The sequence below is a fragment of the Psychromonas sp. psych-6C06 genome, from assembly GCF_002835465.1.
Taxonomy (GTDB): Bacteria; Pseudomonadota; Gammaproteobacteria; order Enterobacterales; family Psychromonadaceae; genus Psychromonas.
The window spans coordinates 101381-126224 of the sequence record NZ_PIZM01000001.1 but is presented as its reverse complement, the minus strand read 5'-3'; the positions used below and the strand labels follow the sequence as shown (position 1 = coordinate 126224).

Sequence of the window (24844 nt, the reverse complement as noted above, 5' to 3'; positions counted from 1 at the left end):
ATTTCGAAGTCGTTGAATGCTCGTTTAAATAAACTCTTATCACAAAAATTATCCGGTTTAATAGGATGATTCATAACTCATCTGGTTACGACCATTTTGCTTAGATTGATAAAGCGCCTGGTCAGCAACATTAACGACTTTCCAATCCACTGAGTTTTTTTTCTTTGCTTGATCAGGCAAGTATGTACTGTAACCAATCGAAATAGTCACGTGTCCATATTGTGCTTCTGGTGAATGTACTATGCCTACATTTTCAATATTTTTTAACAATTGCGAGAGCAAAACCTGAGCGCCTTGTTGATCAGTATCAGGAAAAATAAAGGCGAATTCTTCACCACCATAGCGGGCCACAAAATCAGTCGGTCGCCTCGCCGTTTGCATTAATATCGACGCGATATTTTTTAAACACATATCCCCTTCTACATGACCAAAATGATCATTGTACTTTTTGAACTGATCGATATCGATCATCACAATCGTCAAAGGCGTATTCTCACGACGGCTTCGTTTAAATTCAATCGCTAATTGCTCATCGAAACTGCGTCGATTATCAAGTCCTGTCAAACTATCTTTATGGGCTAAATTTTCAAGTAAACCAATAGCGCGCTGATAATTAAGGTGCGTATTAACACGGGCAGCCACAACACGGGGGTTAAGGGGTTTAGTGATATAATCAGCACCACCAACATCAAAGACTTTTTCTTCAAAGCCCACTTCTATATTACTGGTAATGAATAACACCGGAATATTTTGCATCTCAGCATTACTTTTTAGTAGCGTACACACTTCTAAACCTCGCATATCTGGCAACTCAACATCCAACAGAATTAAGTCTGGATGGCGACCTGATATCATTGCAAAAGCTTGCTTAGCATCAGCAGCAAAGCGTATACGCCCAATTTTATTTAATACTTTATTTAAAGTGATAATGACAGAGGGATCATCATCAATAATCAAAATATCAGCCAATTCATCATGTATTGCTATCATAATATGGCGTTATCCTATGGTTTTATTAAGAGGTGCAAGAAGCACCACCGCTTCACCAAAATTAAGGTGATCTAAACTGGTTTGAAGTCTTTCAAAGTCTTCACCGCCGAGTGACTTTCGCAATGAAGCACTATGTAATTCAAGCTCAGCTAACGCGCTCATATCTTGTTCTTCAAGTAAAGTTAGTATGTTTTTAAGCGTTTCAGGTTGTAGGTCTGGCGCATTATTTGTATTGCTTAACGCCTCTTTTTTCGCTTCTTTCCAACTAGCTAATAGCGTTTCACTCGCTTGTTGCAATGCTTTAAATTCATGTCGTATTGGTATTAACAAATGCCCTACAGGCTCATCTTCGCTATGTAATAGTTGTTCTGCTTGGGTTGCCAGTTGATATATTTCCTCTGCCCCCAACATGCCTGAAACGCTTCTTAGCTTATGCATTTGCGATGCAAGTGTCAGGCGTTCTTTTGATGAATTCGGATTTTCAATTGGCGAAGCAAGGTTTTCGTAATCAGCTAACATGCTGGCCAAGGCTTTCAAGAAAAGCTCTTTATCTCCTTGCATGATCTGTTTTGCCTTATCAATATTCAACCCAGTAATAGTAGGAAAATCTCCTTCTTCTGACTGCACTAACTTGAGTGAGGCAATTGGAATCTCTTTATCACGATATTTCTCTATTGCATTGCGCAGTACGTTAATTATTTTTGTCGGGTTGACCGGTTTTGTTAAAAAGTCATCCATTCCGGCAGCCAACGCGCGATTTTTTTCTTCCACTAATGCACCAGCGGTTAATGCAATGATAGGTAACTTCGATAAGCCAAGCTCATTTCTCACTTGTCTTGTAGCTTCAAGACCATCTATTCCCGGCATCTGTATATCCATCAATACCGCATCAAAGTCATTAGTCTTATCGGCTAACAGGGTTAATGCCTCTTCGCCACTATTCGCGGTATCGACTACAGCTCCATTGTGCTGCAATATATTACTGATAACGGTGAGATTTATAGGGCGATCATCAACCACAAGAATATGTATATTAGGTAACCATTTAGCTTTTACTGCATCAGTGCGTGAAGATTGGAGTACACGTTGTGAATTGCCCGTATGTAACGTCACAACCTCATTGACTACATTAAACAAGGATGACGCATTAACCGGTTTAGCAAGATAATGATTAATTAATTTATCTTTATCATTGGCTACGATATCTTCTTTCTCAGAAGAAGATATCATCAATACCGCTGGCAAATTTTCACGCCCGATAATACTGGAAAGTTTACTAAGTGCATGTATGCCATCCATAACAGGCATTTTCCAATCTACAATCAGTGCATCGGGTGGACGTAAATTTTTTTCTCTTCTTTGTATATAAACATCCACCATCTCACTGCCATTACTGACTAGCTGCGCACGCCAGCCTAGCGATTGTACTATCTTCTGCAACTGATTTGCATCGCTAGGGTCGTCCTCAGCAATGATCACAAATAACGTTTGTTTGAGGTTATCTATAGCCACGATTTGATCTTCAGTGGGCACCGTAAGAGGTAACTCTACCGAAAATTTACTGCCTACTCCATGCTCACTTTCAAGGCCTATTTTTCCCTCCATCAATTCCACCAACTGGTGTACGATCGACAGGCCAATTCCTGTGCCACCGAAGCGGCGTGCAGTCGAAGAGTCAGACTGGTTAAAGGGTTTAAATAAACGTGTTTTTGCTTCTTCTGATATGCCGATGCCAGTATCAGTCACCGATATCCGCACTATTTTTTTATCGGGATATAAAGCAAGCTTATTGCTAATCACTTCAGCGTTAAAATGGATAGTTCCCTGTTCAGTAAATTTAAGTGCATTGCTCAGCAAGTTGACCAAGATTTGACGTAATCTAGTAATATCTGCTGCTACCCAATCAGGCAGATCAGGGGATAATTGCACATTAAAGGTAATATTTTTTGCTTCTGCCTGCACCGCGAATATACTGCATACCTCTTCAATAAAGTCACTTAAATCAAATGGTTCTTGCTCAAGTGGCATCTCATTGGCTTCAATTTTTGCAAGGTCTAAGACATCATTAACGATACCGAGTAAAGATTTTCCAGATAATTCAATCTTCGATACAAGTTGCTGTTGATCAACGGTCAACGCCTCTTCTGATAATAAATAGCTCAAACCGATAATCGCATTCAGCGGGGTGCGAATTTCGTGACTAGTATTGGCTAAAAATGCACTTTTAGCCTCAGTTGCTAATTTTGCGTCAGACAATGCTTTATTAAGTTTTTCTTCCTCTTTAAGTCGTAGTGTTATATCGCGAAGTGAAGCAGTTATCAGTAATTTTTCATCCACATTAACAGAGCTTAAGCTTACTTCGACTGGAATCTCAATGCCATCCGATCTAAGTGCTATCACCTCCCTTTTATTCGCAATAAACTTTCCCTCTTGCATGCACATATAGCGATTTATCAGATGTTTATACTCTTTTCTATGTTGCAAAGGGATTAATTTATCGATTGATTTCCCCTCTATTTCTGAGCGTTCATAGCCAAACATTTGCACAGCTTGTGCATTAACCATTTGAATATTACCAGCTTCATTAATCACAATAGTTACATCTGGAGATGACTCTAATAACCCTTTAAAACGAAGTCTCTCTTTTTCTTGCTGTGCCTCTTTCTGTGAATTTAGCATCTCCCTATTACGCAATATTTGAGTCAACCATAATCCATAGTGAATAGTGAACGCGACAATAAACAGTAACAATAAAAACAAACACAATATTGTAATTTTCACGGCTATTTGAGAGAAAAGTGCCACCTGAGAGCTAGTGTTATATAAGTTCAACCACCGCTCGTTGATACCACCTCCCAATAAGAATTGACTTTCAATGGCGAAGATATCGTTTAATGGATGTGTGTAAGCAACTAATTCAAATAGGTTCGAGTTTCCAAACCATGTTTCAAGCTTAAATTCATCTTTCCAACGATGGTACTCGCCATATTGAAAAGTAAATGTTTTCGACAAATTTGGCTGCAGTAAATAATCACTTTCATCATTGGTCACATAAAGCTCGCCTACTTCAACAGTATCTATTACTAACGACTTTAATAGCGTATCGGCATTTATATTAATAACAATGATAGCAAAGGGGCGACCATCAGCATGAAATAGTGGCATAGAGAAACGCCAAACAGGACGATGAGGCTGCTCAATTTTTCCAAATTCACGATTCAAGTTTATTGCTGACATAAAAATATTTTGGCTACCCACCTGAAGAGTTTGCGCAATATAAGTTTCATGTTGTTTCGATTGCAACGCATCTTGTTTGAACTCAGTAGGGACACCTTTTATACGTTGTACCTTAACTCGCTCTTGCCAGTCATCATGCGCCCCAATCAAACGTACTTGATATACGTTTGTATTTGCCAACATATATGCTTTAAAAATATTGCTAATTCGATCATATTTTTCTTGTAATTGCATCATATCCACATTGGTGCCACGAGTCTGTATATCATCCTGTAAGCTCTTTAACTCAAGAAGTGGAGATGCTTTAGCGAGAAACAACACATCTTTTTTGTATTGTTCCGACACTGCTTGTAGCTTGGAGTGTGCGAAGTCATTGGATTTACGAAGAGTATGCTTTAGCTCATTTATATGGTTATTCACCAGCAAACCACAAATCAAGACGCCTATTAGAAATAGAAGCACCGCAATAAATAAAAAAACACGCTTAACTTGAGGCGTTTTAATAAAAAAAGCAAGACTGTCAAAACCAACTTTATAAACCTGTTCGGTTAACCTATTTTCATTATCCGCTCGTTCAGAAAATCGTAACAAATTAATGACATAAAGTACGCTAGTAGTGAGCAATAGCCCCAAAATAATAATGAAGCTAATATTCCATGGTTGCTGATGCTTTATAGATGTTAAGGAAGGAGATATTTGCATTTTCCAATGCTGGCCTAATACAAAAATGGGATATTCGAGGCTATTTTTAGGATCAGAATTCCTTCTATCCACAGTACTTTTATAAAAAGGGCTTGTCTCAGTTTTATTGGTTAAAGAAACAAAAGCATGATCCGTTAAATCCTCAAGATGTGATAATACATCATCAATAATCAAAGGCGTATATGACCAACCGATAACTGCATTCTCTCTGGCTTCATTGGTTTCAAGCTTCACCCCATCAGCATAGATAGGCAACAATGCTAAAGCACCTTTACGTGGTTTTCTATCAGCTTGAACTAAAGTAATTGGCGCAGTCAGAAACGGTCTGTCATGACGCGCTGCACTTAAAGCGGCAGCTCGACGATTGCTTTCTGAACCAATATCAAGCCCAACAGCCTGGCTATTTTGCTCGACGGGGTAGATATACTGAATAACAAAACGATCTTCATCATGAGGTGATAATGAACGAATGCTAAAATTAGGCGCATCATCAGCGCGAGCTTGCTCAATAAATAGTACCTCTTGCGCAACCGGCACTCGGCGGATAAACCCAAAACCAAGTGAACCGGGGAACTCTTTGTCTAGCTTTCGACTTTGGCTATAAGTTTTAAATTGCTGGCGTGTAAGTTTATCCCCTCCTACTGCAACAATCATCGCTCTGGCTGCCGCCAACCCATATTCGTAATGTTGAAAACGGCTTGCAATAAGCATCTCTGTCTTTTCAGCAAGACCCGCAGTGTATTGCTTGATCCTATATTGATTATGATAATGCGCGGCCCATGCCAACGTTAAAGTCATCAACACACCCAACAAGCTGACCAACCAGCAACCTAAAAACCCATTTTTCCCAAGCTTTTTCATTTTCATACTTTATAGTGGCCTTTAATCTCATTTGCCACAACCGGACAAGAAAATAAGTAACCTTGCAAAAAAGTCACGCCTAGCTGATTGAGCAAGCAAGCTTGTTCGATCGATTCGACCCCTTCTGCGACAGAATTAAAATTCATGCTCTGCGCCAAAGTAGCAATGGTTTTCACCAATATGTCACTGGGCTGCTCAGCACTCAGTAATGCAACAAAAGATTTATCGATCTTTAAGACATCAACGGGCAATGAATTGAGATAACTTAAGCACGAAAAACCTGTACCAAAATCATCAATTGAGATGCTGACTCCCATTGAACGCAACAGTTGTAGATCATCAATCAGTTTCTGTTGGTCTTCAAGCATCATACTTTCGGTCACTTCAAGCTCAATCAAGCTTGAGCTAATACCGTGTTGTTCAATGGCGTTGATTAAAAAAGCGATAAACTTAGGATCCTTAAATTGCACTGGCGAGATGTTCAGGCACATACGTATGGTTAAGCCTTGCTTTGACCACGCGTTTAATTGCGTTAGCGCCAGTTCGATCATTGCTTTTCCTAATGGGATGATTAAGCGTGTTTCCTCGGCGAGAGGAATAAATTCACTTGGGGCAATAAGCGAGCCATCGTCACCTCTAATACGCATCAGTGCTTCGACTGCTTTTAATTGCCCGCTTTTGGCATCCACAATCGGCTGATACAACGCAACGATATTGCTATCAGTCATCGCCTTTTTCAGTTGCATATAGCGCTGTCGACGTGAAATATTAACAAGCTCCATCTCTTCAGAATAAAAGCAGCAACCTTCATGGCTAGGATCCGCTTTAGCACGGTGCAATGCGGCATCTGCGTGGAGCATTAATGACTGTCCATCTAATGCGTCATCAGGGTAGATACTTAACCCAATACTCATGGACAAATTATTGATTTCAGATGGAATGTCTGAACAGGTTAACAGGTGTTTTTTAATTGTTATGGCTAAATTAGCGAGATCACTCGGTTGTTCAAATCCGGGCTGTAACACCATAAAAGCATCAGCATTATGGCGACTCAGTATTTCATTTTTGCTCAGCATTGATTGTAATGATTGCGCAATTCTTTTAAGGACAAGGTCGCCAAATTCAAAACCAAACTCTTCATTAATCAATTTGAAACGATCAATATCAAACATAATCAGGCCAAGCTTATGTTTGCTTGATGCACAACGCGCGATCTCTGCATCGAGCCTTTCCATAAACATAAAACGGTTAGGTAAGTTGGTTAACTCATCGTAATGTAAACTATGCGAAATTTTAATTGCCGTTGCATGCATCTCATCAATATCGTCAAATACAATAACAGCACCATTGACATTGCCAGCTTTGGATATCAATGGCGCTGCATTATTTTCAATGGTGATCCACAGGCCATTTTTTTTCATTACTTGGTAATTAAAAGATTTACATGTAGCTCTACTATCTGCAATAGCAAGTCGAATAGGATTAATTTGTGGCAAGGTATCATTAAGACCCCTTAACGGCATGATCTGCTCTATAGCATGCCCAATAGCATTATTGTTTGTCACACCAATAATGAGTTCTGCAGCGGGATTAATAAAGGTGACGATTCCAAGTTTGTCGGTGGTAATGACCCCATCACCGATACAATCCAAAGTCGTTTTTGCATGCTGCGACCACTCAATTAATTGCTTTTCTCTTTCACGTGCGAGTAATTGGGTATTAACACGCGCTACAACCACTTCTGGATGCAGAGGTTTAGCAATGAAATCAACTGCGCCGTTGGCTAAACAATACAATTGGTGCTCTACTTCGCTGTGTGCAGTAATGAAAATAACTGGAATTTGACAGGTTTTTTCATTTGCTTTCAACTGTTCTAAAACCTGATAGCCATTTAAACTAGGCATCTCTATATCTAATAAAATAAGATCAGGGTTGCAACTCATCGCCATATTGAAAGCATTTAAAGAGTCCTGTTCAAAAAAAACGTCTCCGAGTTCATTAAGTGCTTGGTTTAATATTTTTATTTGCTCAGAGTCATCATCTATTAACAAAATTTTAGGAACATGATTAATTCGAGAGAACATGCATTACCCACCTCAACCATTTGCTGATTTTACTTACTTAGCTGTTTAGCCTAGCCAAATAGACAGGCAAGTAAAAAACATATAAATATAAAATATAGGCGTAATTTACATAACAGTTTTAAGAACAGGCAGATTATTTTAAGAAAAGTCTTTCGTAACGCAAATATGAGAGATAACGCTACATTTTAATTAATAGCATAACAAAGAGAAAAATAACCCTTTATAAATCATGGAATTAAATGAAAATTTATTGAAAATAGTCGGGGAAAAGTGATACTACAATTTAGAAATGGACTGATATGTTTTTTCAAAAAAGGCAGATATCCTCTGCCAGCAGTTTATGTCAGCAATTACTCAGAAAACAACGCTTCGGTAGCTTTCTTTTTATCAATCGCTTTATCGGCTTTCTCTTTATCGACAGAGTCATAGGCTTTTTTATAATCAATCTCATCGCCTTTCACCGATTCTTGTAACTTATCGGTATCCACTGAGGCAGCGGCCTTCTCTTTATCAACTGATTCATTTAACTTAACAAAATCAACGGCCATACTTTGCCCAGTAAAAAATAAGCTTGCCATTGTGATTAGTGCAAATTTGTTCATTTTATCTCATCCATTTGAGTTACAAAAATGCACTATACCTATGATATTTCAAGATGAAAAGTGAGCAAGCAGCATAGTATTAACAATCCTGTCGAAACTGCTGGTGACTTTTTTTACTGTGCGCTTTTATTTTACCTAAAATCGCTTTTATTTCAGCTTCATCTTTGGCTAGGTTCAGGGCTTTAAACAATTCCTGTAATTTTTCCATTCCTTGCATATATTTCATGTGTTGGTGGTGTTGCGTGGCACTCATCCCCTCCATGTTTGGCATGTTAGTCATATCATGCTTTTTACTGTCCATATCACCATGATCCATTTTCGAATGATCCATCTCAGGCATAGCTTTACCTTTCATTTCACCATGATCCATTTTCGAATGATCCATCTCAGGCATAGCTTTACTTTTCATTTCACCATGATTCATTTTTGAATGGTCCATTTCTGGCACGCCTTTACCTTTCATATCTTCATGATCCATTTGTGCTATTTTCACTGGCGTAAACTGAATTGCTTTCTCACTGAGTAACAACAGCTCATTAAGGTGCTGTTGCATTTTCTCTTGATCACCTTTTTTAAAACCTTTGACGTAAGCGCGTAATTCACTTTTTAAGTGCTTCATCGTTTCGCCCAACTGGGTTTCTTTTATTTCACAGTGTGCCTCATGCGCAAAGGCTGAGCTCATCGGCAGTGATAAAAAAAGTGTACTACTAAGTAGCAGTGCAATTTTGGTTCTTTTAACATTCATTTTTTATTTCCTTTAAAGTATATGAATAAATTATTGAGCGACTGATTGCGTCACAGCAAGTTGTTTCCGTAAACTGAATTTTTTCCATTGAAAGTAAACCGCAGGTAAAATTAACAAGGTTAAAATAACCGCGCTGACCATTCCTCCTACCATTGGTGTTGCAATGCGTTGCATCACCTCTGAACCAGTTCCTGTAGCAAACATAATTGGCACTAAACCAATCACTACGGTTGCCACTGTCATCATCACCGGACGAACGCGTAAACCCGCGCCCTCCATCACGGCATCACGCAGATCATCGACATTAAAGAGAACCAAACGTTGTTGCTTTTTCGCCTCAAATGATTGATTAAGGTAGAGCAACATGATCACACCTATCTCAATAGACACGCCAGCAAGGGCGATAAAACCGACACCAACTGCAATTGAGAAGTTAAAACTAAGGGCAAACATCAGCCAAATACCGCCCATTAACGCAAAGGGCAGGGTCGATAAAATCAGTAAGACTTCCCCTACTCGTCTAAAAGCTAAATAGAGCAAAATAATGATGATTGAAATGGTGGCAGGAATCACTTTTGCCAAGCGCTCATTTGCCTTTTGCATATATTCATACTGCCCTGACCACACTAACGAGTAACCCGTTGGTAGCTGTAATTGCTGATTAACAATCGCTTGCGCATCTTGCACATAGGATCCTAAATCTCGATTTTCAATATCCACAAATATCCAACCATTTAAACGCGCATTTTCGGTTTTAATCATCGGTGCGCCCGCTTCAATATAAACATCGGCGACATCATTTAAGCTAATGGTCATTTTGGCTGGGGTAATAATTGGCAATGATTTAAGGGTATTGATAGAGTCACGGTAATCATTTGGATAACGTAAATTGACTGGGTAACGCTCTAATCCTTCGATGGTTTCAGTGATATTTTGCCCGCCAATTGCCACTGCGACTAATTGCTGAATTTCAGCAATATTCAGGCCGTAACGCGCAGCTTTTTCACGCTTTATATCCACTTTGACATAACGTCCGCCACTCACGCGTTCAGCATAAACCGATGCGGTGCCCTCTACCTGCTTTAGAATTTGCTCAACCTGTTTGCCAATTTTTTCAATTTCGTTTAAATCAGCCCCCGCAATTTTAATACCGATAGGGGTTTTAATACCCGTTGCCAGCATATCGATACGTGTTTTAATCGGCATCACCCAAGCATTAGTTAAGCCAGGAAATTGGATTAAACTGTCTAGTTCCTGTTTTAACTTTTCTTGGGTCATGCCAGCGCGCCATTCATTTTCAGGTTTGAACTGAATCACCGTTTCGATCATGGTCAATGGCGCCGGATCGGTTGCTGTTTCAGCGCGACCAATTTTTCCCCATACAGTTTTTACCTCCGGCACTGTTTTGATCAGCTTATTGGTCTGCTGTAATAACTGACGCGCCTTACCGATTGAGATACCGGGATAAGTGGTTGGCATATACATCAGATCACCTTCATCTAAAGGCGGAATAAACTCACTACCAATTTTATTGACCGGATAAAAACCAATCACTAGTAGCACCAGTGCAAAGCCAATTAACAACTTTGGAAAACGCAGGCTAAAAGTTAAAAAAGGTCTATAGATAGCAATCACTAAACGATTGAGTGGGTTTTTATGCTCGGCAAGCACCTTTCCACGAATAAAATACCCCATTAATACCGGAATCAGGGTGATCGCTAATCCTGCAGAAGCTGCCATTGCATAGGTTTTAGTAAAGGCGAGTGGCGAAAACATCTTGCCAGATTGCCCCTCTAATGCAAAAACGGGTAAAAAGCTAAAGGTGATAATAAGCAGTGAGAAAAACAACGCAGGCCCCACTTCACTAGCTGCTTTGGCAATCACCTGCCAACGATTTTTATCGCTTAAAGGAGTTTTCTCCATGTGCTTATGCACATTTTCAATCATCACGATTGCACCATCTACCATCGCACCAATTGCGATTGCAATGCCACCGAGCGACATGATGTTGGCGTTTATGCCCTGCCAATACATGATGATAAACGCCACAAAAATACCCACAGGTAAACTCAGTAATACCACCAGCGAAGAACGGAAATGAAACAGAAAAGCGGCACAGACTAAAATAACCACGATAAACTCTTCGACTAATTTATCGTAGAGGTTATCAACGGCGTCATTAATCAATTCAGAACGATCATAAGTCGGTATGATTTCAACCCCGTCAGGCAGGCTTTTTTGCAATTCATTCAGCTTTGCTTTTACCGCAGCAATTACTCCCTGCGCATTCTCGCCAAAGCGCATCACAATGATGCCACTGACCACTTCTCCTTCACCATTAAGTTCCGTAATACCACGACGCATTTGTGGCCCTAACCGAATCTCGGCAACATCTTTTAATAGCAGTGGCGTTCCTTTATCATTTACCTGTAGCGGAATGGAGGCTAAATCCTCAATCGACGAAAGATAACCGGAAGTACGTACCATGTATTCAGCTTCGCCCATCTCTAGCACACTTGCGCCCGATTCTTGATTACCATTTTTAATGGCACTACTAATCTGATTCAGTGACAAGTTGTAGGCACGCAGTTTGTTTGGATCAACACGTACTTGATACTGTTTTACCATGCCACCAACAGTCGCCACTTCTGACACGCCTGCTACCGTTTGTAATTCAAATTTTAAAAACCAGTCTTGTAAACTGCGCAGTTCGCTCAAGTCGTACTTGCCACTTTTATCCACTAGGGCATAACTAAAAATCCAGCCAACACCTGTTGCATCAGGGCCCAGTGCAGAGCGCGCCTGAGGCGGTAAGTTAGGCGCTACCTGCGATAAATATTCAAGTACACGTGAACGTGCCCAGTACATATCGGTATCATCATCAAAAATGATATATACGTAGGAATCGCCAAAGAAAGAGAAACCACGCACTGTTTTCGCACCAGGTACACTCAACATCGCGGTGGTTAATGGGTAAGTAACTTGATCTTCAACAACCTGTGGCGCTTGTCCGGGGTAAGTTGTTTTAATAATCACCTGTACATCCGAAAGATCGGGAATTGCATCAATCGGTGTTTTTTGAATAGCGAATAGCCCATATACAACAATGGCAAGGGTAATAAGCAATACCAGTATACGATTTTTAATCGACCAATTTATTATGTGTGCAATCATAAAATCACCTCTTTGATAGGTGCGTTTAACATACCAAAATCAAGCCAATCTAAATCTTCGTCCTCTTTTGTTGGATCATAAGCAGGTAGCATTTGTAGCTCTTGACGCTCTAACATGCGTTCAAAATCAGCACTAATACTTGACTCACTATCCAATAAGAACTGCGCTGAAGTGACTATTTTTTGCCCCACTTCAAGGCCAGATAAAATTTCTACTGAATGTTGATTTTCTAAACCAACCTTTACCAATACGGAGCGATATTTCCCTTCTCCTAAAGCTAAAACAACGCGGTTCATATTTCCTGCGTAAATAACTGCTTCACGTGGAATCTGCACTCGTTGCTGATCCATTTTTGAGGTTAAGGTTACTGAGGAAAACATATTAGGTTTAAGTTGTGCAGTGGGGTTATCAAATTGCAGGCGCACACGTAATGTTCGGTTATTAGGACTCATTTCGGGGTAGATAAAATCCACCTTGCCCTGCCACTCCTTACCAGGAAAATAATCCAAGGTCATGGTCGCTAAATCACCTAATTTCACTAAAGATACTTTCGCTGCAAATACTTCTACATCAACCCAAACCGTATCAAGATTTACCGCTTTGACCACTGTCGTTGATGGTGAAATATAAGCCCCTTCATTAACCAATAATTGCGATATTGTGCCTTTTTGTGGTGCATAAATAATAATTTTTTGTTGCACTTTATTAGTCTTAACAACCTGTTTAATCTGTTGATTACTCACCCCTAATGCACGTAAACGCTCTTTTGAAGATTGTACTAATACCTTACGATTGAGTTTAATCGCATTAAATAGCGACTCCTGTGCTTTTACTAATTCTGGCGAATACAGGGCGTACAGTTTATCGCCCTTTTGCACTTGCGTACCGACCGATTTCACATACAGTTTTTCAACCCAACCAGAAACGCGACTATTAATCTGCCACAATGCATCTTCATTGGCTTGCACGGTTCCTAAGCTATTAATCGCAATATTAAAATCACCTTTAACCACTTCAGTTGTGCGTACCCCTAAATTGTTTTCAACGGCTGGGGATATCGTGACCAGCCCCGCCTCATCTTCTTGGTTAGTTTCATAAACCGGCACTAAATCCATTCCCATTGGCGATTTACCCGGTTTATCACGACGATAATTGGCATCCATTGGCGCAACCCAATACAGTATTTTAGGTTCGTTATCGGGCGTTTCGTAAACCGGTACTAAATCCATTCCCATGGGCGATTTACCCGGTTTGTCTCGACGATAATTAGCATCCATCGGCGCAACCCAATACAATACTTGTGGCTCTTCACTCGCTTCTAATGGCTGCTGTGAATTAAAAAGTGAACTGATTTTTGGTGATTGGCTGCTAAGCATACCGATAGTGATGCCTGCCAATAATATTAATAAATAACGCATTATTTTTTCCTTAAAGTCCCTGGAAATAACGGATGGTCGCAAGACTTTTTAAACCATCGAAATAGAGTTGCTGATACTCAAGCGAAAGGTTTAATTCATGGATATAAGCCTGAATCACCTCTTTGAATGGTCGTGTATTCGATTGGTAGCTTTGCTCTAGTAACTGAGAGTGCAGTTTTGCTTGTTTAAGCAAGCTTTGTTTGTATCGCATTTGTCGTGCGACTAATTGATGGTAGTTAACAATTTCAGCGCTTAACTGCGCATTTAATTGGCGAAGCAAGAGTCTATATTCAGCTTGCTTTTGTCCTTTGCTATGCTGTGCAGCAATCATTTTTTGGTCTTGACGCTGATCAGTAAACAGTGGGATATCCATGGAAACAAAACCGCTTAGCAGGTCAGATCTAGACTCGCCATTATCCATCTTAGAGAAACGTTTCCCGTAACCTAGTTCAACTTTAAAACTGGGCTGATAATCTTGTTCAGCAAGATTAATATTACTCTGTGCGACTAACACACTTTGCTTAAATGCTTTTGCTTTAGGATGCTCGGTCAGCAATTCATAATGTTGTTCATTAACCACATCATTATTATTAACATACGCAATTGTTTCACTCCATTTTGGTAAATCAATGGTGAGTGGCTGATAAGCGCGCTCACCTATCCACTCACTTAATAATCTACGTAATGCCGATGACTGTTGCGTAAGTTTGGCAATTTTTTCATCGAATTGCCCAAGCTCAATCTCTGCACTAATTAGATCTTCATTTTCAGCAAGACCTAGAGAAAACTGTGCAGAGAGATCATCATAAAAGCTACTAAACAACACTCTACTTTCAGAAACTAAGCGCATAGATTTTTCAATAAGAAGAATATTAAGCCACAATTCACGCACTGTTTTACTGACTAATAGACGCCTTTCTTGTGCTTGATATGCGCTAGCTTGGGACTGTAGGTTGAACCCTTTTTGCCTAATACTACGGGACTGACCACGACTAAACTGCTGTGATAAGCCGAAACTAAGCTGGGTCATGGGATCCTTGTCTAATGAAAAACTATCGCTAGGTACATTAGCCATTCCCAACTTTATCATGGGGTCTGCAAGCGTCGCGCTAGCTTTTCCCATTGCCATTAATGCATTTTGTTGGTTTTCATAAATATGTTGTGCAGGATCTTCAGTTAGTGCAATGTTGAGTGCATCCTGCAATGTTAAAGCAAAAATCTTCGGCGACATTATTAATAAAAATAACAGCGCAAATATTAACCTGTTCATCGGATTGTCCTTTCCTATCCATTATTACAACAGCAAGTAATGGATAATTAATTTTCTCTGTCGAAAGACAGCGTTATTGTCGAAAATTAATAAACCTCAGGCCTGAAAAGTGGCACTTGCAAAATATGTAGGAACAATAATTAAGATATATATTGATTAAAGCATTAACCAAAGCAAGGCATATCAGGAGTGAGGTTTTTATAAGAAAGGAGGACGGTCTAAGGGCTTAGAAAAGTGGTATTCGGGAGTCATTCGAAGGGGGGTATATTTTATTTGAGAGACTGCAAACAACACTTGATGTTGCTCTTCAACAAAATGTAATAACGAAACAACGGTCATCATTTCACAATCTGTACTACAGCTCTGCATCTCCATCATAGGACAATCATCAGATTTTGAAGCAACCATCCCCATATCGCTGGTCATTTTACAATGTTCAGCCATCTGCATATTAGTCTCAATCATCGGTGCAACCGCCATCACTTTCTCAGTGAAGGTGAAGAGGATAGTGATCATTACAAATAGAGTGGTGAATCGTTTCATTTACTGCATTATCTGAATATTGTGGAAATGGATAGGTTGAACGTTAAGCTATGCCCCTAGGGAAGGGTCAATATCTACTAAGGTAATAACTCTAAAAATTAGACAGTAAATACAATTTTTATATCAATTCATCACTAAGTAGTAGTCCTAATTAACTTCTTCTACTAGCTTTAAAGTACGTTGATAGGAGTTAACATGGCATTTTTTAATAAATATATCGCACTCGTTCTGCTAATCATTATTAGCATACTATTGCTCTTTATTCACAATACAGGCTTTTACAAGACGCTAAACATACCACTAGATGATTCCTATCCCATTATCGGTATTTCTGACGCAGTTCAAGGTGGTGAATCTACCATTGAAGTTGAAAAAAATGAGGACAGTGTCACCTTTAAATGTGACATTATAGCGGCCTATCAATGGCCTTACTGCGAAATTAAAATTCATCTTGCCCCCATTGATAAACCAGGTGTCTACAAACATCAACAAGGGTTAGACCTTTCAGAATACGATGAAGTCTTTTTAGATATCAGCTACAAAGGCCCAAAACCAGAACGTTTACGCTTTTATATCCGTAACTATAATCCCGCCTACAGTAATTTAGAGTCTGATGATAACTCAATGAAAATAAACGAAATTGAATTTGAACCTAACTCATTTCCGAGTGGTGAGTATGTTCAATTACGCGACTTTAATGTTGCCTCTTGGTGGTCTGGGATGCGTAATATTCCGCCGGAATTTCAAGGTCGAGAGTTTACTAACGTGCCTTTGTTAGAAATAGCAACAGCAGGTTTAGTTGAGTTTGGGGAGATGCAAGCGACGGTCAACGAAATTACTTTTAGACGACTCTATATTTCTAAAGAAAATTTATTGTTTACGATCATTGCCATGTGGTTAAGTTCGGCACTTATTTACCTCATTGCAAAAATTGGCTTATATCGCTATCACTTTAAAAAAGCCAAAGCATCGCAAGCACGTCTATTAGAGATAATGCATGCTTTAAAACTAGAAAAAAGTGAAATTGAAAAGATGTCTAAACGGGACTCTTTAACGGGACTAAGAAACAGAGCAGGACTGAGTAATCACTTCTCGGAATGCAGTAATCAATTAACAACGAATCAAGTACCTTTTAGCATTGTATTTATCGATATCGACTTCTTCAAAAAAATTAATGATGTACATGGGCACAATCGTGGGGATGATATTTTAGTCGCCTTCGCACAGACAATTCACAGTAATATTCGCATTGCAGACAGGTTAGGTCGCTGGGGGGGAGAAGAGTTCATATTAATATGTAAAAATAGCAACCTTGCCCGCGCCGTGGCAACCGCAGAAAAGTTATGTGCGATTATTGAAAGCCAAACGTTTCCTGGAGATTTAAAAATAACAGCTAGCTTTGGTGTAGCTGAGATGAAGGAAGGGGAAGCGACCACTGCATTTATTGATAGGGCAGACCAAGCACTGTATCAAGCAAAATCAAATGGGCGTAATCAAGTACAGGCAAGCGATTAATACTCTGACTTTAAAGAGACTCAGCGTATCGCTACGCAGAGTCTCATAACCGTTATAAAGCGGCGTTAAAGCGATCGAAACCGGCTTCCAAGTCAGCAATCAAATCATCTACATTTTCAAGTCCGATATGTAAACGAATTAATGGTTTTTTACTGTCCCACGTCGTAGCTGTTCTAAGTTTATCGATACCAAATACGCCTAAAATTAAACTCTCATAACCGCCCCATGAAAAGCCCATTTTAAAATGGTGCATATTTTCTACTAACGCAGTTACTGATTTTAAATTGCCCTCTTTCAGTACAAATGAGAACAATCCATTAGAGGCACTAAAATCACGTTTAAAGAACTCATGACCAGGGCAACTTTCAAAGGCCGGGTGACGAAGATGGTCAACCTCTGGACGTGTTGCTAACCAGTTAGCTACTTTGAGTGCATTTTGTTCATGTTGCGCCATACGCACACCTAATGTACGTAAACCACGGCTAGCTAAATATACGTCATCAGGAGAAGTACACTGTCCCATCAAGTAGCTATTTTCACGTAATTGATCCCAGTATTTTTCATTTGATGTCGCCGTGCCCATCATCACATCAGAGTGGCCAACGATATATTTGGTGGCCGCTTGGATTGAGATATCTACTCCCATCTCAAAAGGACGAGAATTAATTGGCGATGCCCATGTATTATCAAGCATGACGATCATTTCATTATCATGCGCAATTTGACTTAATGTCGGCACATCTTGAATTTCCATGGTGATCGATCCCGGTGATTCTAAAAACAAGACTTTGGTATTTTCTTGAATAAGCTCTTTAATGCCTTCACCAATCATCGGATCATAATAAGTTGTTTCAATGCCAAAACCCGCTAACAATCCATCACATAATGAACGAGTAGGCTCATAGGCATTGTCAACCATTAGCAAGTGGTCACCTGCTTTTAAAAATGAAAGCAAAGCACCACTGATAGCGGCAGAGCCAGATGGGTACAGCGCGGTTCCCACTCCACCTTCTAATTCAGCAATAGCAGCCTGAAAAGCAAAATGAGTTGGCCCCCCACGACGGCCATAAAACATCTCGCCATTGGCTCTGTTTTTAGTGGCAAAACGCATCTCTTCCATGGTTTCGAAAAGCATGGTTGATGCACGAAATACAGGAGGATTGATCACCCCTTTGGTCCATTTTTTATCGCGGCCTAAGCTAACAATTTGCGTCTCTTTTTTCATCCGATTATTCCAACTATTTAGGGGAGGGTTATATTAACATTTACGTACATTTTGAACATAAACAAAAAGGTATATAATATTATCTCTTTTTACCTTTAAGCAGGCATTACATGCAATTTTCAAGTGAATTTATTCTCGACCGCGCGCATTTTTCAGAATGTTATGAGCAATCATCATTAATTAATCCTCCTAAAAAGTGTCGATATCATTTTATTGGTGCGCTACTCATCTTTGGTTTTATCATTATGATTGCAACAGATCAATCAGTTGCAGTCGGCTTGTTTTTTATTGGCCTTGCCTTTGTGGAGTTTTTTAGCTTTAAATACCGTAAAGCTTGGTGGTTATCTAGGCAGATGTGGAGCAAAAATTCAGGTAATACGATTACACTGACCATTGATGATGAAGCCATTAAAATTATTAGCCTTTATCAAAATCAAAGCATTGTGTGGTCTGAAGTCAGCGAAGTTATTGACACCCCACTTGGCATTATTCTGAAGTTAAAAAATAACAACCAAAGCTATCTGTCTAAAAAAAGCCTCAGTGGCGAGGCATTAAATTTTATTAAGACAAAAACCGATAATACTAATCTTCATGGCTAATCACTGGCTCGAGTAAATCGAGGAAGGAAGCTAAATCGGGGGCTAAAATTGCCTCCTGTTTTTTTCCTAATGTTTCAAGTTGCACCTCTCCGGTATCATTTAAGATAGAGATAATCTGCATCTCATCACTGCAACTTGCGATAAACATAGACGCAGGCTTTTTGAGACGTTTTTGCATCATAAAATGGGCAATCATGTTTTCTTGTAGCAAGTTAAAGTCTTCTTCATTCCATACCTGAATGAGTTCAATCGGATGACCATCAAACAGACAAGGAAGAACACCTGCATAATAACTACAATAAAGTTCTTCAATGCTTGGGTGTAATGTGATCTCAAGAGCTTCTTCAATATTGTTCAGTGTAGTTTCTTCACTACGCTCAACAGGAGACCAAGTCACTACCTGACCATCAAGCTTTTCAACTTGGCACGGCGAAAGCCACTCTGGATCAAATAATTGTTCTGGTAAGCTCCCCTTTTCTTGTTGCCAGATTTCAGCATTTCGCTGAAAAAGTTCACTAAGTGCTGTTTTTATTCTGTTATTCATTGCTCGAAAATTTCTTTTATTTAGTTACAATGCACCTATTGTACACAGATATAAAATTTAGCGTAACTGTGGCCCGGTAAACATCGGGGATATTATTACTTTCAAAAAGCGAATAACCATGACTGACAAACCTCTGTACTCACAAGCAACAGCCTTACAAAACTTATCACTTGGTCAGGTTACTGAATATAAAAGTGAATATGATGTCACTTTATTACAGGGAGTGCCAAGAAGCTTAAATCGCAATGAACTAAAATTAACAGCAGATAACTTACCTTTTGCTGGTTGTGATCTGTGGAATATTTACGAATTGTCTTGGTTAAATAACAAAGGTAAGCCGGTCGTTGCAACTGGTGTCGTTTATGTTCCCTATGATAGTGATAACTTAATTGAGTCTAAATCGTTCAAGCTCTACTTAAATAGTTTCAATCAGACTAAATTTGAAAGTGTCGAGGCGGTACAACGTTGCTTAGAGGCTGATCTTTCAGCCTGTGCAAATAAACCGGTAAGTGTTGAACTGAATGCAGATATGAGCAACTTTAATGAACAATTAGGTTGCTTTTCAGGACAATGTATTGATGATTTAGATATTAATGTTGATAACTATCAACTTACTCCAAGCCTATTAGAGGGATTGTGCAATGCCACGCCAGTCACAGAAACCCTTTACTCAAACCTGTTAAAATCAAACTGCTTAATTACCAGTCAACCCGATTGGGCGAGTGTTGAAATAACTTATACTGGCAAACAGATTAACCGTGAGAAACTATTACGCTATTTAATATCTTTTCGCCAACATAACGAATTTCACGAGCAATGTGTGGAGCGTATCTACTGCGACCTCATGAATTTTGGTGAAATCGATTCGCTTTCTGTTTACGCACGTTACACTCGTCGAGGAGGCTTAGACATCAATCCTTATCGATGTTCACAAAATGCTCATGAGAAAAAAAATAACTTAAATAAACTGCGCTTATTGCGCCAATAGAAGACTCAGATTGGTTTTTATGAAAGATAGCATGCGTTACCTCATCGCTTTAATGGCATCATTGATTTTCTCTTTTCCGACCTTAGTGTCTGCAATAGAGCTATTGGATGCGAATATTTCAGCACCTTTGAAAAATGTCTATCATGGTCGCTACCAAAACCCCTATGCCTGTATTGAAACCACTGAAAATTATATTAATAATCAACAGTCCTACGATGTAAATTCAGGCCCTATAACCGATGAAAATAACGAGCTAGACAATAATGCGATTGCTATACAATTACTGGCATTTTGTTATACACAAACAGAGAACTACCACAAAGCCTATGAACTACTGAGCAGCCTACTGAAAAAGCAAAGCTTTTCTGCGGATCAGTTACGCACATTGAATATTCTTGCCTCTGAAATCCCAGAAGAAAAGCGCCCAGACTTTAACAACCAACTACTCATCAAAATATTCACCACGAGTCTTCGAAAAATGGAGCTAGCGCCCTTTGCAAGTTCGCCCAATTTAGAAGTAAAGTTACTCCTGACCATTACACAATTATCGCTTGAGAGTGATCAATATCGAAATGCCAACCTCTCTTTAGAAACAGCTAAAGATTTATTAAAGAATAATCAGAGCAATAAATTACATGGCTGGCTAGCCTATTATTATGGGATCTATTACACCAAAATTAATCAACAGCAACTGGCTGTTGCCAACCTTTTTGCAGCAGATAAGTTAGCCAATCAATACAATTTTATTAAACTCAGTGGGGAAACTAAAAAAAGCATTGCTAAACTTTATCAACAGAAACATCTATTTAGCCGTGCCATCGATTTTGCAAGCCAACGAGTTGAATTATACATGCAAACAGAAAACCGTATAAAACGCGCGGAAAGTCTGATTCAGCTAGCCATATTAAAAGAACAAAACAAAGAGAAAAACCAGTCGCTTATCTTCCTGTTTAATGCATTAGAGCTAATACAGAACGAAAAACACAGCGCCTTATTAGCACACGTATATCTTGAACTTGGTCGTACCTATAGTAGCCACGTCATTAATAAAGAAAATCAAAAAGAGCGCCTACTCGCACAAAAATACCTGCAAAATGCACGCTACCACTTTACCCGCTTAAAAGAACCCCGCTATCAAATTGCGAGCCTATTATTATTAGCACGTCTAAATATCATTAATGATGATCCTGCATTAGCTATTTTACAGTTAGAAAAAATATTACGTATTGCCGGCGAGCAATACCCTGAATTACGTGTACAAGCCTTTGAAATGCTTGCATCTAGTTATGAGATTACAGGGAACCACCAGCAGGCGATCTTACACTTTAAGAACTTCCATGCACTTCAGAATAACATTAAAGAGCGTTTATTTACTCTGCAACAACTACAAATTAATGAGCAACTGCAGCTAATCGAGTTAACCCAACAGCAACGACAACTGGAATTAGAAAACAATGATCTGCTAAATACTAATGCGCGTTTCAAAACCCTTACCTATGGTGCCATTACATTACTCATCATCAGTATCCTTAGCCTTTTTTATATTTTGATACGTAACCGAAAGTTAGCAGAATCTGAAAGCCGCTCTCAACGACAACTTAACTATCATCCACGCACAAAATTACGCTCTCAACAGGCGCAAGGTAACGAATTTAATTATATTTACCATGATGAGCCATTATATTACGCTTTGGTGAACATACCCTTTTTAACGCAATTAAATGCCTTATCTGGCTTGTTTGCAGGTGCAAAGCTTGAGAAAAAATTAGGGCAAGCGTTACTCATATTTTTCACCGATAGTGCTGATATTTTCCAGGTGAGAGACAATCAAATTTTGTTTATTAGTGAACAAAAAGGACATACTAGTGCGCAACATTTTGCTCAAAAAATAGAACACTTCTTCACCCTTTTTAGTGAAAAATATCACCTGACTAATGATATTTCGATTGGTATTGTTGCCTTTCCATTTCTTAATAACGTTAGCCGCGCAATAACACCAACTCGCATGTTAAACCTAAGTAGTTTGGCACTTTATGGCGCAACTCAACTTCGAAATAGCTACCAAGAATCCAGTTGGCTAGAGCTTTATGCCATCGACAATCTACAACCGGCATTCTTTGATGGTGATTTATGGATTTTGGGCCAAAAGGCGATTCAAAAAGGCATTGTAAAAATTCACAGTAGCCACCCTACGCATCAATTTTATTGGCCAGAGTTAGATAGGTAGCGCATTTTGTCATTTAACTTAGCCTTCAAACTTGCACAATAGCGGTTAATTACTAATAATTAATGCCAATAATAAAAACAAAATCTATTCAGTGGCTTTATTTCTATCGTAACTAATCTTATCCAATGAATGGATAGGAAAATTATCGTAGCGTCTTTCTGAGTAGCGTCTAATAAATTTAATGGAATAGATACTATGACCTCGCTTGTGGCTGCACTAAACTTGCTTCAACAGCTATTAAAACGCACCTCCCGTCAAGACAAAACATTTGATAAATACCAACACTCTTTCTTAAAAAAGTTACAAAACAGTAGTTCAGCCACCACTACTGAAGCGCTTTATCAAGAGTGCATAGAAAAATTGGCAGAGTGTGATTACCCGCTCGAAGATGTGCTACTAGAGGGGAGGTTAATTGTTTCTCAATCTCAAATTCAACTGCAAAAGCTGGATAACCTATCCGCAACAAGCACCCAAAAGATTGAGGACTCTAAACATATAACCCAGCCTTATACTACGCTTGAGCACCATAATGAACTAACAAACATTATAAAAATATATCAGCGAGTGGTTATTGAACTCAATAAAAATAATACTTCTCAGAGCACGGCCCCTGACGCCCCACTTATTGAAAATATTTGTGATGAATTACAACAAGTGATTCTAGACTTAGATGTTGGACAGAGTTACAGCAAAAAATTAGAAATCATTAGGAAGAAAATATCTAACGCAACAGATCCACTTGCCTTGCCTCAATACTGTTTGCAAATTATTTCAATAATTATCGATAGCACTCGCGAGGAACGTCGTTCATCACGTCATTTTTTATATACACTTAACGATAGTCTCACGCAGTTTTATCTCAACTTCGCTAAGAATATTAAGCGTGCAGAAAGTGCCTTTGAGAGCCAAGATCAATGTGTTAAAAGCATTCAGAAAAAATCTTCGGCTTTGAAATTAGCGACGGAAAATGCGCATGATATTGCAACCTTACAAAAACATATTTTCAGCTACGTGGAAAGTGTAGAGGATATGATTGCTAAGCGCGAAGCAGATAAAGAGCAACAGGTGCGACAACAGTTTCAGGGGATGGTCAGACAGATTAAAGAGTTGCAAAACGAAACCAATAACTATCAGAAAACACTCAAACAACAAAGCCAGCAACTGCATGTAGATTTTTTAACTAAAATCCCTAACCGAGCAGCCTGGAGTGAGCGCTTACAAGTAGAATATACCCGTTTTAAACGTTATGAACACCCACTTAACATTGCCGTCATTGATATCGATAAATTTAAAATGATTAACGATACTTTCGGACACTTAGCCGGTGATAAAGTGCTAAATGTTATTGCCCAAACACTTCAAAAATCGATTCGCAATACCGACTTTATTGCTCGTTATGGTGGTGAAGAATTTGCAGTTCTATTACCTGAAATAGACCAACAACAAACAAAAATCACCCTTGAAAAATTGTGCCGAGCTATAAAAAATATACCGTTCAAATTTAAAAAGGAAAATATCAGTATTACTATTTCAGTTGGGTGTACAAGCTTCTCCCAAGAGGATGATATTGAAACTGCGTTTGAACGCGCTGATCAAGCTTTATATCAGGCAAAAACGGGAGGACGAAACCAAGTTATCTACTGCCAAAAATAAGTATCATCAGTTTTTCCCTAAGCAAGTTTGAATAGGTAAAAGTTAAAGTTTACTCAATATCGGTAGACTTTAACTTACTTTTAATGGATTTACTTAAGTGATAAAACGCACAACATTAACATCACAAGCTCTCTTTCAAACACCTAAATTAACTTTCAACAGCCCTTAGCATAGTTCAATCAGCTCTATATACTTCATTTTTATCAACAAGTTAACAAAGCATTTATTATACCAATTCCGTTAATATAGTGAGCAAATATTACGTAGGAAAAAGGAGTCAGTTCAAGGCGAAAATTGATGCAAATGGTTGTTCCCTTTACGAAATTTTAACGCTCAAATAGCTTCTTTTAACCAGTAAGATTGATCAGTTATTTAGTGGATTTGGTATTAACACTGCATAACCTATCATGACAAAGTATTGAACTATCATCATGATAGGTTATGCTTATATCACTTTTCTCTTATTC

Annotated in this window: 16 protein-coding genes; 5 read left to right on the top strand and 11 right to left on the bottom strand. The window is 39.0% G+C overall.

The annotated features are described in order from the left end of the window. Window positions 1-57: 57 nt before the first annotated feature. From CW745_RS00535 to CW745_RS00495, 9 genes are all read right to left on the bottom strand, one after another. Window positions 58-990 carry a diguanylate cyclase gene (locus CW745_RS00535; protein ID WP_101106443.1) on the bottom strand — a complete coding sequence of 311 codons (933 nt, stop codon included), beginning with the start codon at window positions 988-990 and terminating at the stop codon, window positions 58-60. Between the two features lie 9 nt (window positions 991-999). After that, the gene (locus tag CW745_RS00530) at window positions 1000-5790 is read right to left on the bottom strand and encodes a CHASE domain-containing protein (RefSeq protein WP_193755498.1); all 4791 of its coding nucleotides are present in this window, start codon (window positions 5788-5790) and stop codon (window positions 1000-1002) included. Window positions 5791-5792: 2 nt separating this feature from the next. Then, window positions 5793-7874, bottom strand: a complete 2082-nt coding sequence (locus tag CW745_RS00525; RefSeq protein WP_101106441.1) for an EAL domain-containing protein — start codon at window positions 7872-7874, stop codon at window positions 5793-5795. Window positions 7875-8224: 350 nt separating this feature from the next. Beyond that, the gene (locus tag CW745_RS00520; protein WP_101106440.1) at window positions 8225-8476 is read right to left on the bottom strand and encodes a hypothetical protein; all 252 of its coding nucleotides are present in this window, start codon (window positions 8474-8476) and stop codon (window positions 8225-8227) included. Between the two features lie 79 nt (window positions 8477-8555). Next, complete coding sequence (locus CW745_RS16965) at window positions 8556-9221, bottom strand: copper resistance protein CopA (RefSeq protein WP_193755497.1); 666 nt, start codon at window positions 9219-9221, stop codon at window positions 8556-8558. 30 nt (window positions 9222-9251) lie between these two features. Next, entirely contained in the window at window positions 9252-12395 is a 3144-nt protein-coding gene (locus CW745_RS00510) for an efflux RND transporter permease subunit (protein ID WP_101106439.1), read from the bottom strand. After that, window positions 12392-13813: an efflux RND transporter periplasmic adaptor subunit gene (locus tag CW745_RS00505; protein WP_101106438.1), complete on the bottom strand. Its 1422-nt coding sequence runs from the start codon at window positions 13811-13813 to the stop codon at window positions 12392-12394. Before CW745_RS00505 ends, CW745_RS00510 begins: the two co-directional genes overlap by 4 nt. A 10-nt stretch (window positions 13814-13823) precedes the next feature. After that, entirely contained in the window at window positions 13824-15083 is a 1260-nt protein-coding gene (locus CW745_RS00500) for a TolC family protein (protein ID WP_101106437.1), read from the bottom strand. 198 nt (window positions 15084-15281) lie between these two features. Continuing rightward, complete coding sequence (locus CW745_RS00495) at window positions 15282-15626, bottom strand: hypothetical protein (RefSeq protein WP_153069724.1); 345 nt, start codon at window positions 15624-15626, stop codon at window positions 15282-15284. A gap of 195 nt (window positions 15627-15821) precedes the next feature. Here CW745_RS00495 and CW745_RS00490 point away from each other — a divergent pair, with 195 nt between their 5' ends. Further along, on the top strand, window positions 15822-17141 hold the full coding sequence (locus CW745_RS00490) for a GGDEF domain-containing protein (RefSeq protein WP_101106435.1): 1320 nt from the start codon (window positions 15822-15824) through the stop codon (window positions 17139-17141). Window positions 17142-17193: 52 nt separating this feature from the next. Here CW745_RS00490 and CW745_RS00485 read toward each other — a convergent pair whose 3' ends face one another. Continuing rightward, window positions 17194-18366, bottom strand: a complete 1173-nt coding sequence (locus CW745_RS00485) for a cystathionine beta-lyase (protein WP_101106434.1) — start codon at window positions 18364-18366, stop codon at window positions 17194-17196. 110 nt (window positions 18367-18476) lie between these two features. On the opposite strand from CW745_RS00485, the gene CW745_RS00480 reads away from it, so the two are divergent. Further along, a complete protein-coding gene (locus CW745_RS00480; protein ID WP_101106433.1) occupies window positions 18477-18965 on the top strand; it encodes a YcxB family protein in 489 nt (162 codons plus the stop codon). Here the strand turns inward: CW745_RS00480 and syd are convergent. Beyond that, window positions 18949-19509, bottom strand: coding sequence for a SecY-interacting protein (gene syd / locus CW745_RS00475; protein WP_101106432.1), 561 nt, complete (start codon window positions 19507-19509; stop codon window positions 18949-18951). The two genes, CW745_RS00480 and syd, sit on opposite strands and share 17 nt — an antisense overlap. A gap of 118 nt (window positions 19510-19627) precedes the next feature. On the opposite strand from syd, the gene queF reads away from it, so the two are divergent. The 3 genes from queF to CW745_RS00460 all read left to right on the top strand — a co-directional run bounded on the left by queF (window position 19628) and on the right by CW745_RS00460 (window position 24377). Further along, window positions 19628-20497 (top strand): NADPH-dependent 7-cyano-7-deazaguanine reductase QueF, encoded by an 870-nt coding sequence (gene queF, locus CW745_RS00470; RefSeq protein WP_101106431.1) that lies wholly within the window; start codon window positions 19628-19630, stop codon window positions 20495-20497. A gap of 19 nt (window positions 20498-20516) precedes the next feature. After that, window positions 20517-22724: a hypothetical protein gene (locus CW745_RS00465; protein WP_101106430.1), complete on the top strand. Its 2208-nt coding sequence runs from the start codon at window positions 20517-20519 to the stop codon at window positions 22722-22724. 195 nt (window positions 22725-22919) lie between these two features. Continuing rightward, window positions 22920-24377, top strand: a complete 1458-nt coding sequence (locus CW745_RS00460) for a GGDEF domain-containing protein (RefSeq protein ID WP_101106429.1) — start codon at window positions 22920-22922, stop codon at window positions 24375-24377. The last annotated feature ends 467 nt before the right edge of the window (window positions 24378-24844 follow it).

Bases quoted from the DNA above. Each gene is read 5' to 3' on its own strand.
- CW745_RS16965 (WP_193755497.1), bottom strand. From the start codon at position 9,221: ATGAATGTTAAAAGAACCAAAATTGCACTGCTACTTAGTAGTACACTT.
- CW745_RS00485 (WP_101106434.1), bottom strand. From the start codon at position 18,366: ATGAAAAAAGAGACGCAAATTGTTAGCTTAGGCCGCGATAAAAAATGG.
- CW745_RS00530 (WP_193755498.1), bottom strand. From the start codon at position 5,790: ATGAAAAAGCTTGGGAAAAATGGGTTTTTAGGTTGCTGGTTGGTCAGC.
- CW745_RS00465 (WP_101106430.1), top strand. From the start codon at position 20,517: ATGAAAGATAGCATGCGTTACCTCATCGCTTTAATGGCATCATTGATT.
- CW745_RS00510 (WP_101106439.1), bottom strand. From the start codon at position 12,395: ATGATTGCACACATAATAAATTGGTCGATTAAAAATCGTATACTGGTA.
- CW745_RS00480 (WP_101106433.1), top strand. From the start codon at position 18,477: ATGCAATTTTCAAGTGAATTTATTCTCGACCGCGCGCATTTTTCAGAA.
- CW745_RS00495 (WP_153069724.1), bottom strand. From the start codon at position 15,626: ATGAAACGATTCACCACTCTATTTGTAATGATCACTATCCTCTTCACC.
- CW745_RS00535 (WP_101106443.1), bottom strand. From the start codon at position 990: ATGATAGCAATACATGATGAATTGGCTGATATTTTGATTATTGATGAT.
- syd (WP_101106432.1), bottom strand. From the start codon at position 19,509: ATGAATAACAGAATAAAAACAGCACTTAGTGAACTTTTTCAGCGAAAT.
- CW745_RS00505 (WP_101106438.1), bottom strand. From the start codon at position 13,813: ATGCGTTATTTATTAATATTATTGGCAGGCATCACTATCGGTATGCTT.
- CW745_RS00460 (WP_101106429.1), top strand. From the start codon at position 22,920: ATGACCTCGCTTGTGGCTGCACTAAACTTGCTTCAACAGCTATTAAAA.
- CW745_RS00500 (WP_101106437.1), bottom strand. From the start codon at position 15,083: ATGAACAGGTTAATATTTGCGCTGTTATTTTTATTAATAATGTCGCCG.
- CW745_RS00490 (WP_101106435.1), top strand. From the start codon at position 15,822: ATGGCATTTTTTAATAAATATATCGCACTCGTTCTGCTAATCATTATT.
- queF (WP_101106431.1), top strand. From the start codon at position 19,628: ATGACTGACAAACCTCTGTACTCACAAGCAACAGCCTTACAAAACTTA.
- CW745_RS00525 (WP_101106441.1), bottom strand. From the start codon at position 7,874: ATGTTCTCTCGAATTAATCATGTTCCTAAAATTTTGTTAATAGATGAT.
- CW745_RS00520 (WP_101106440.1), bottom strand. From the start codon at position 8,476: ATGAACAAATTTGCACTAATCACAATGGCAAGCTTATTTTTTACTGGG.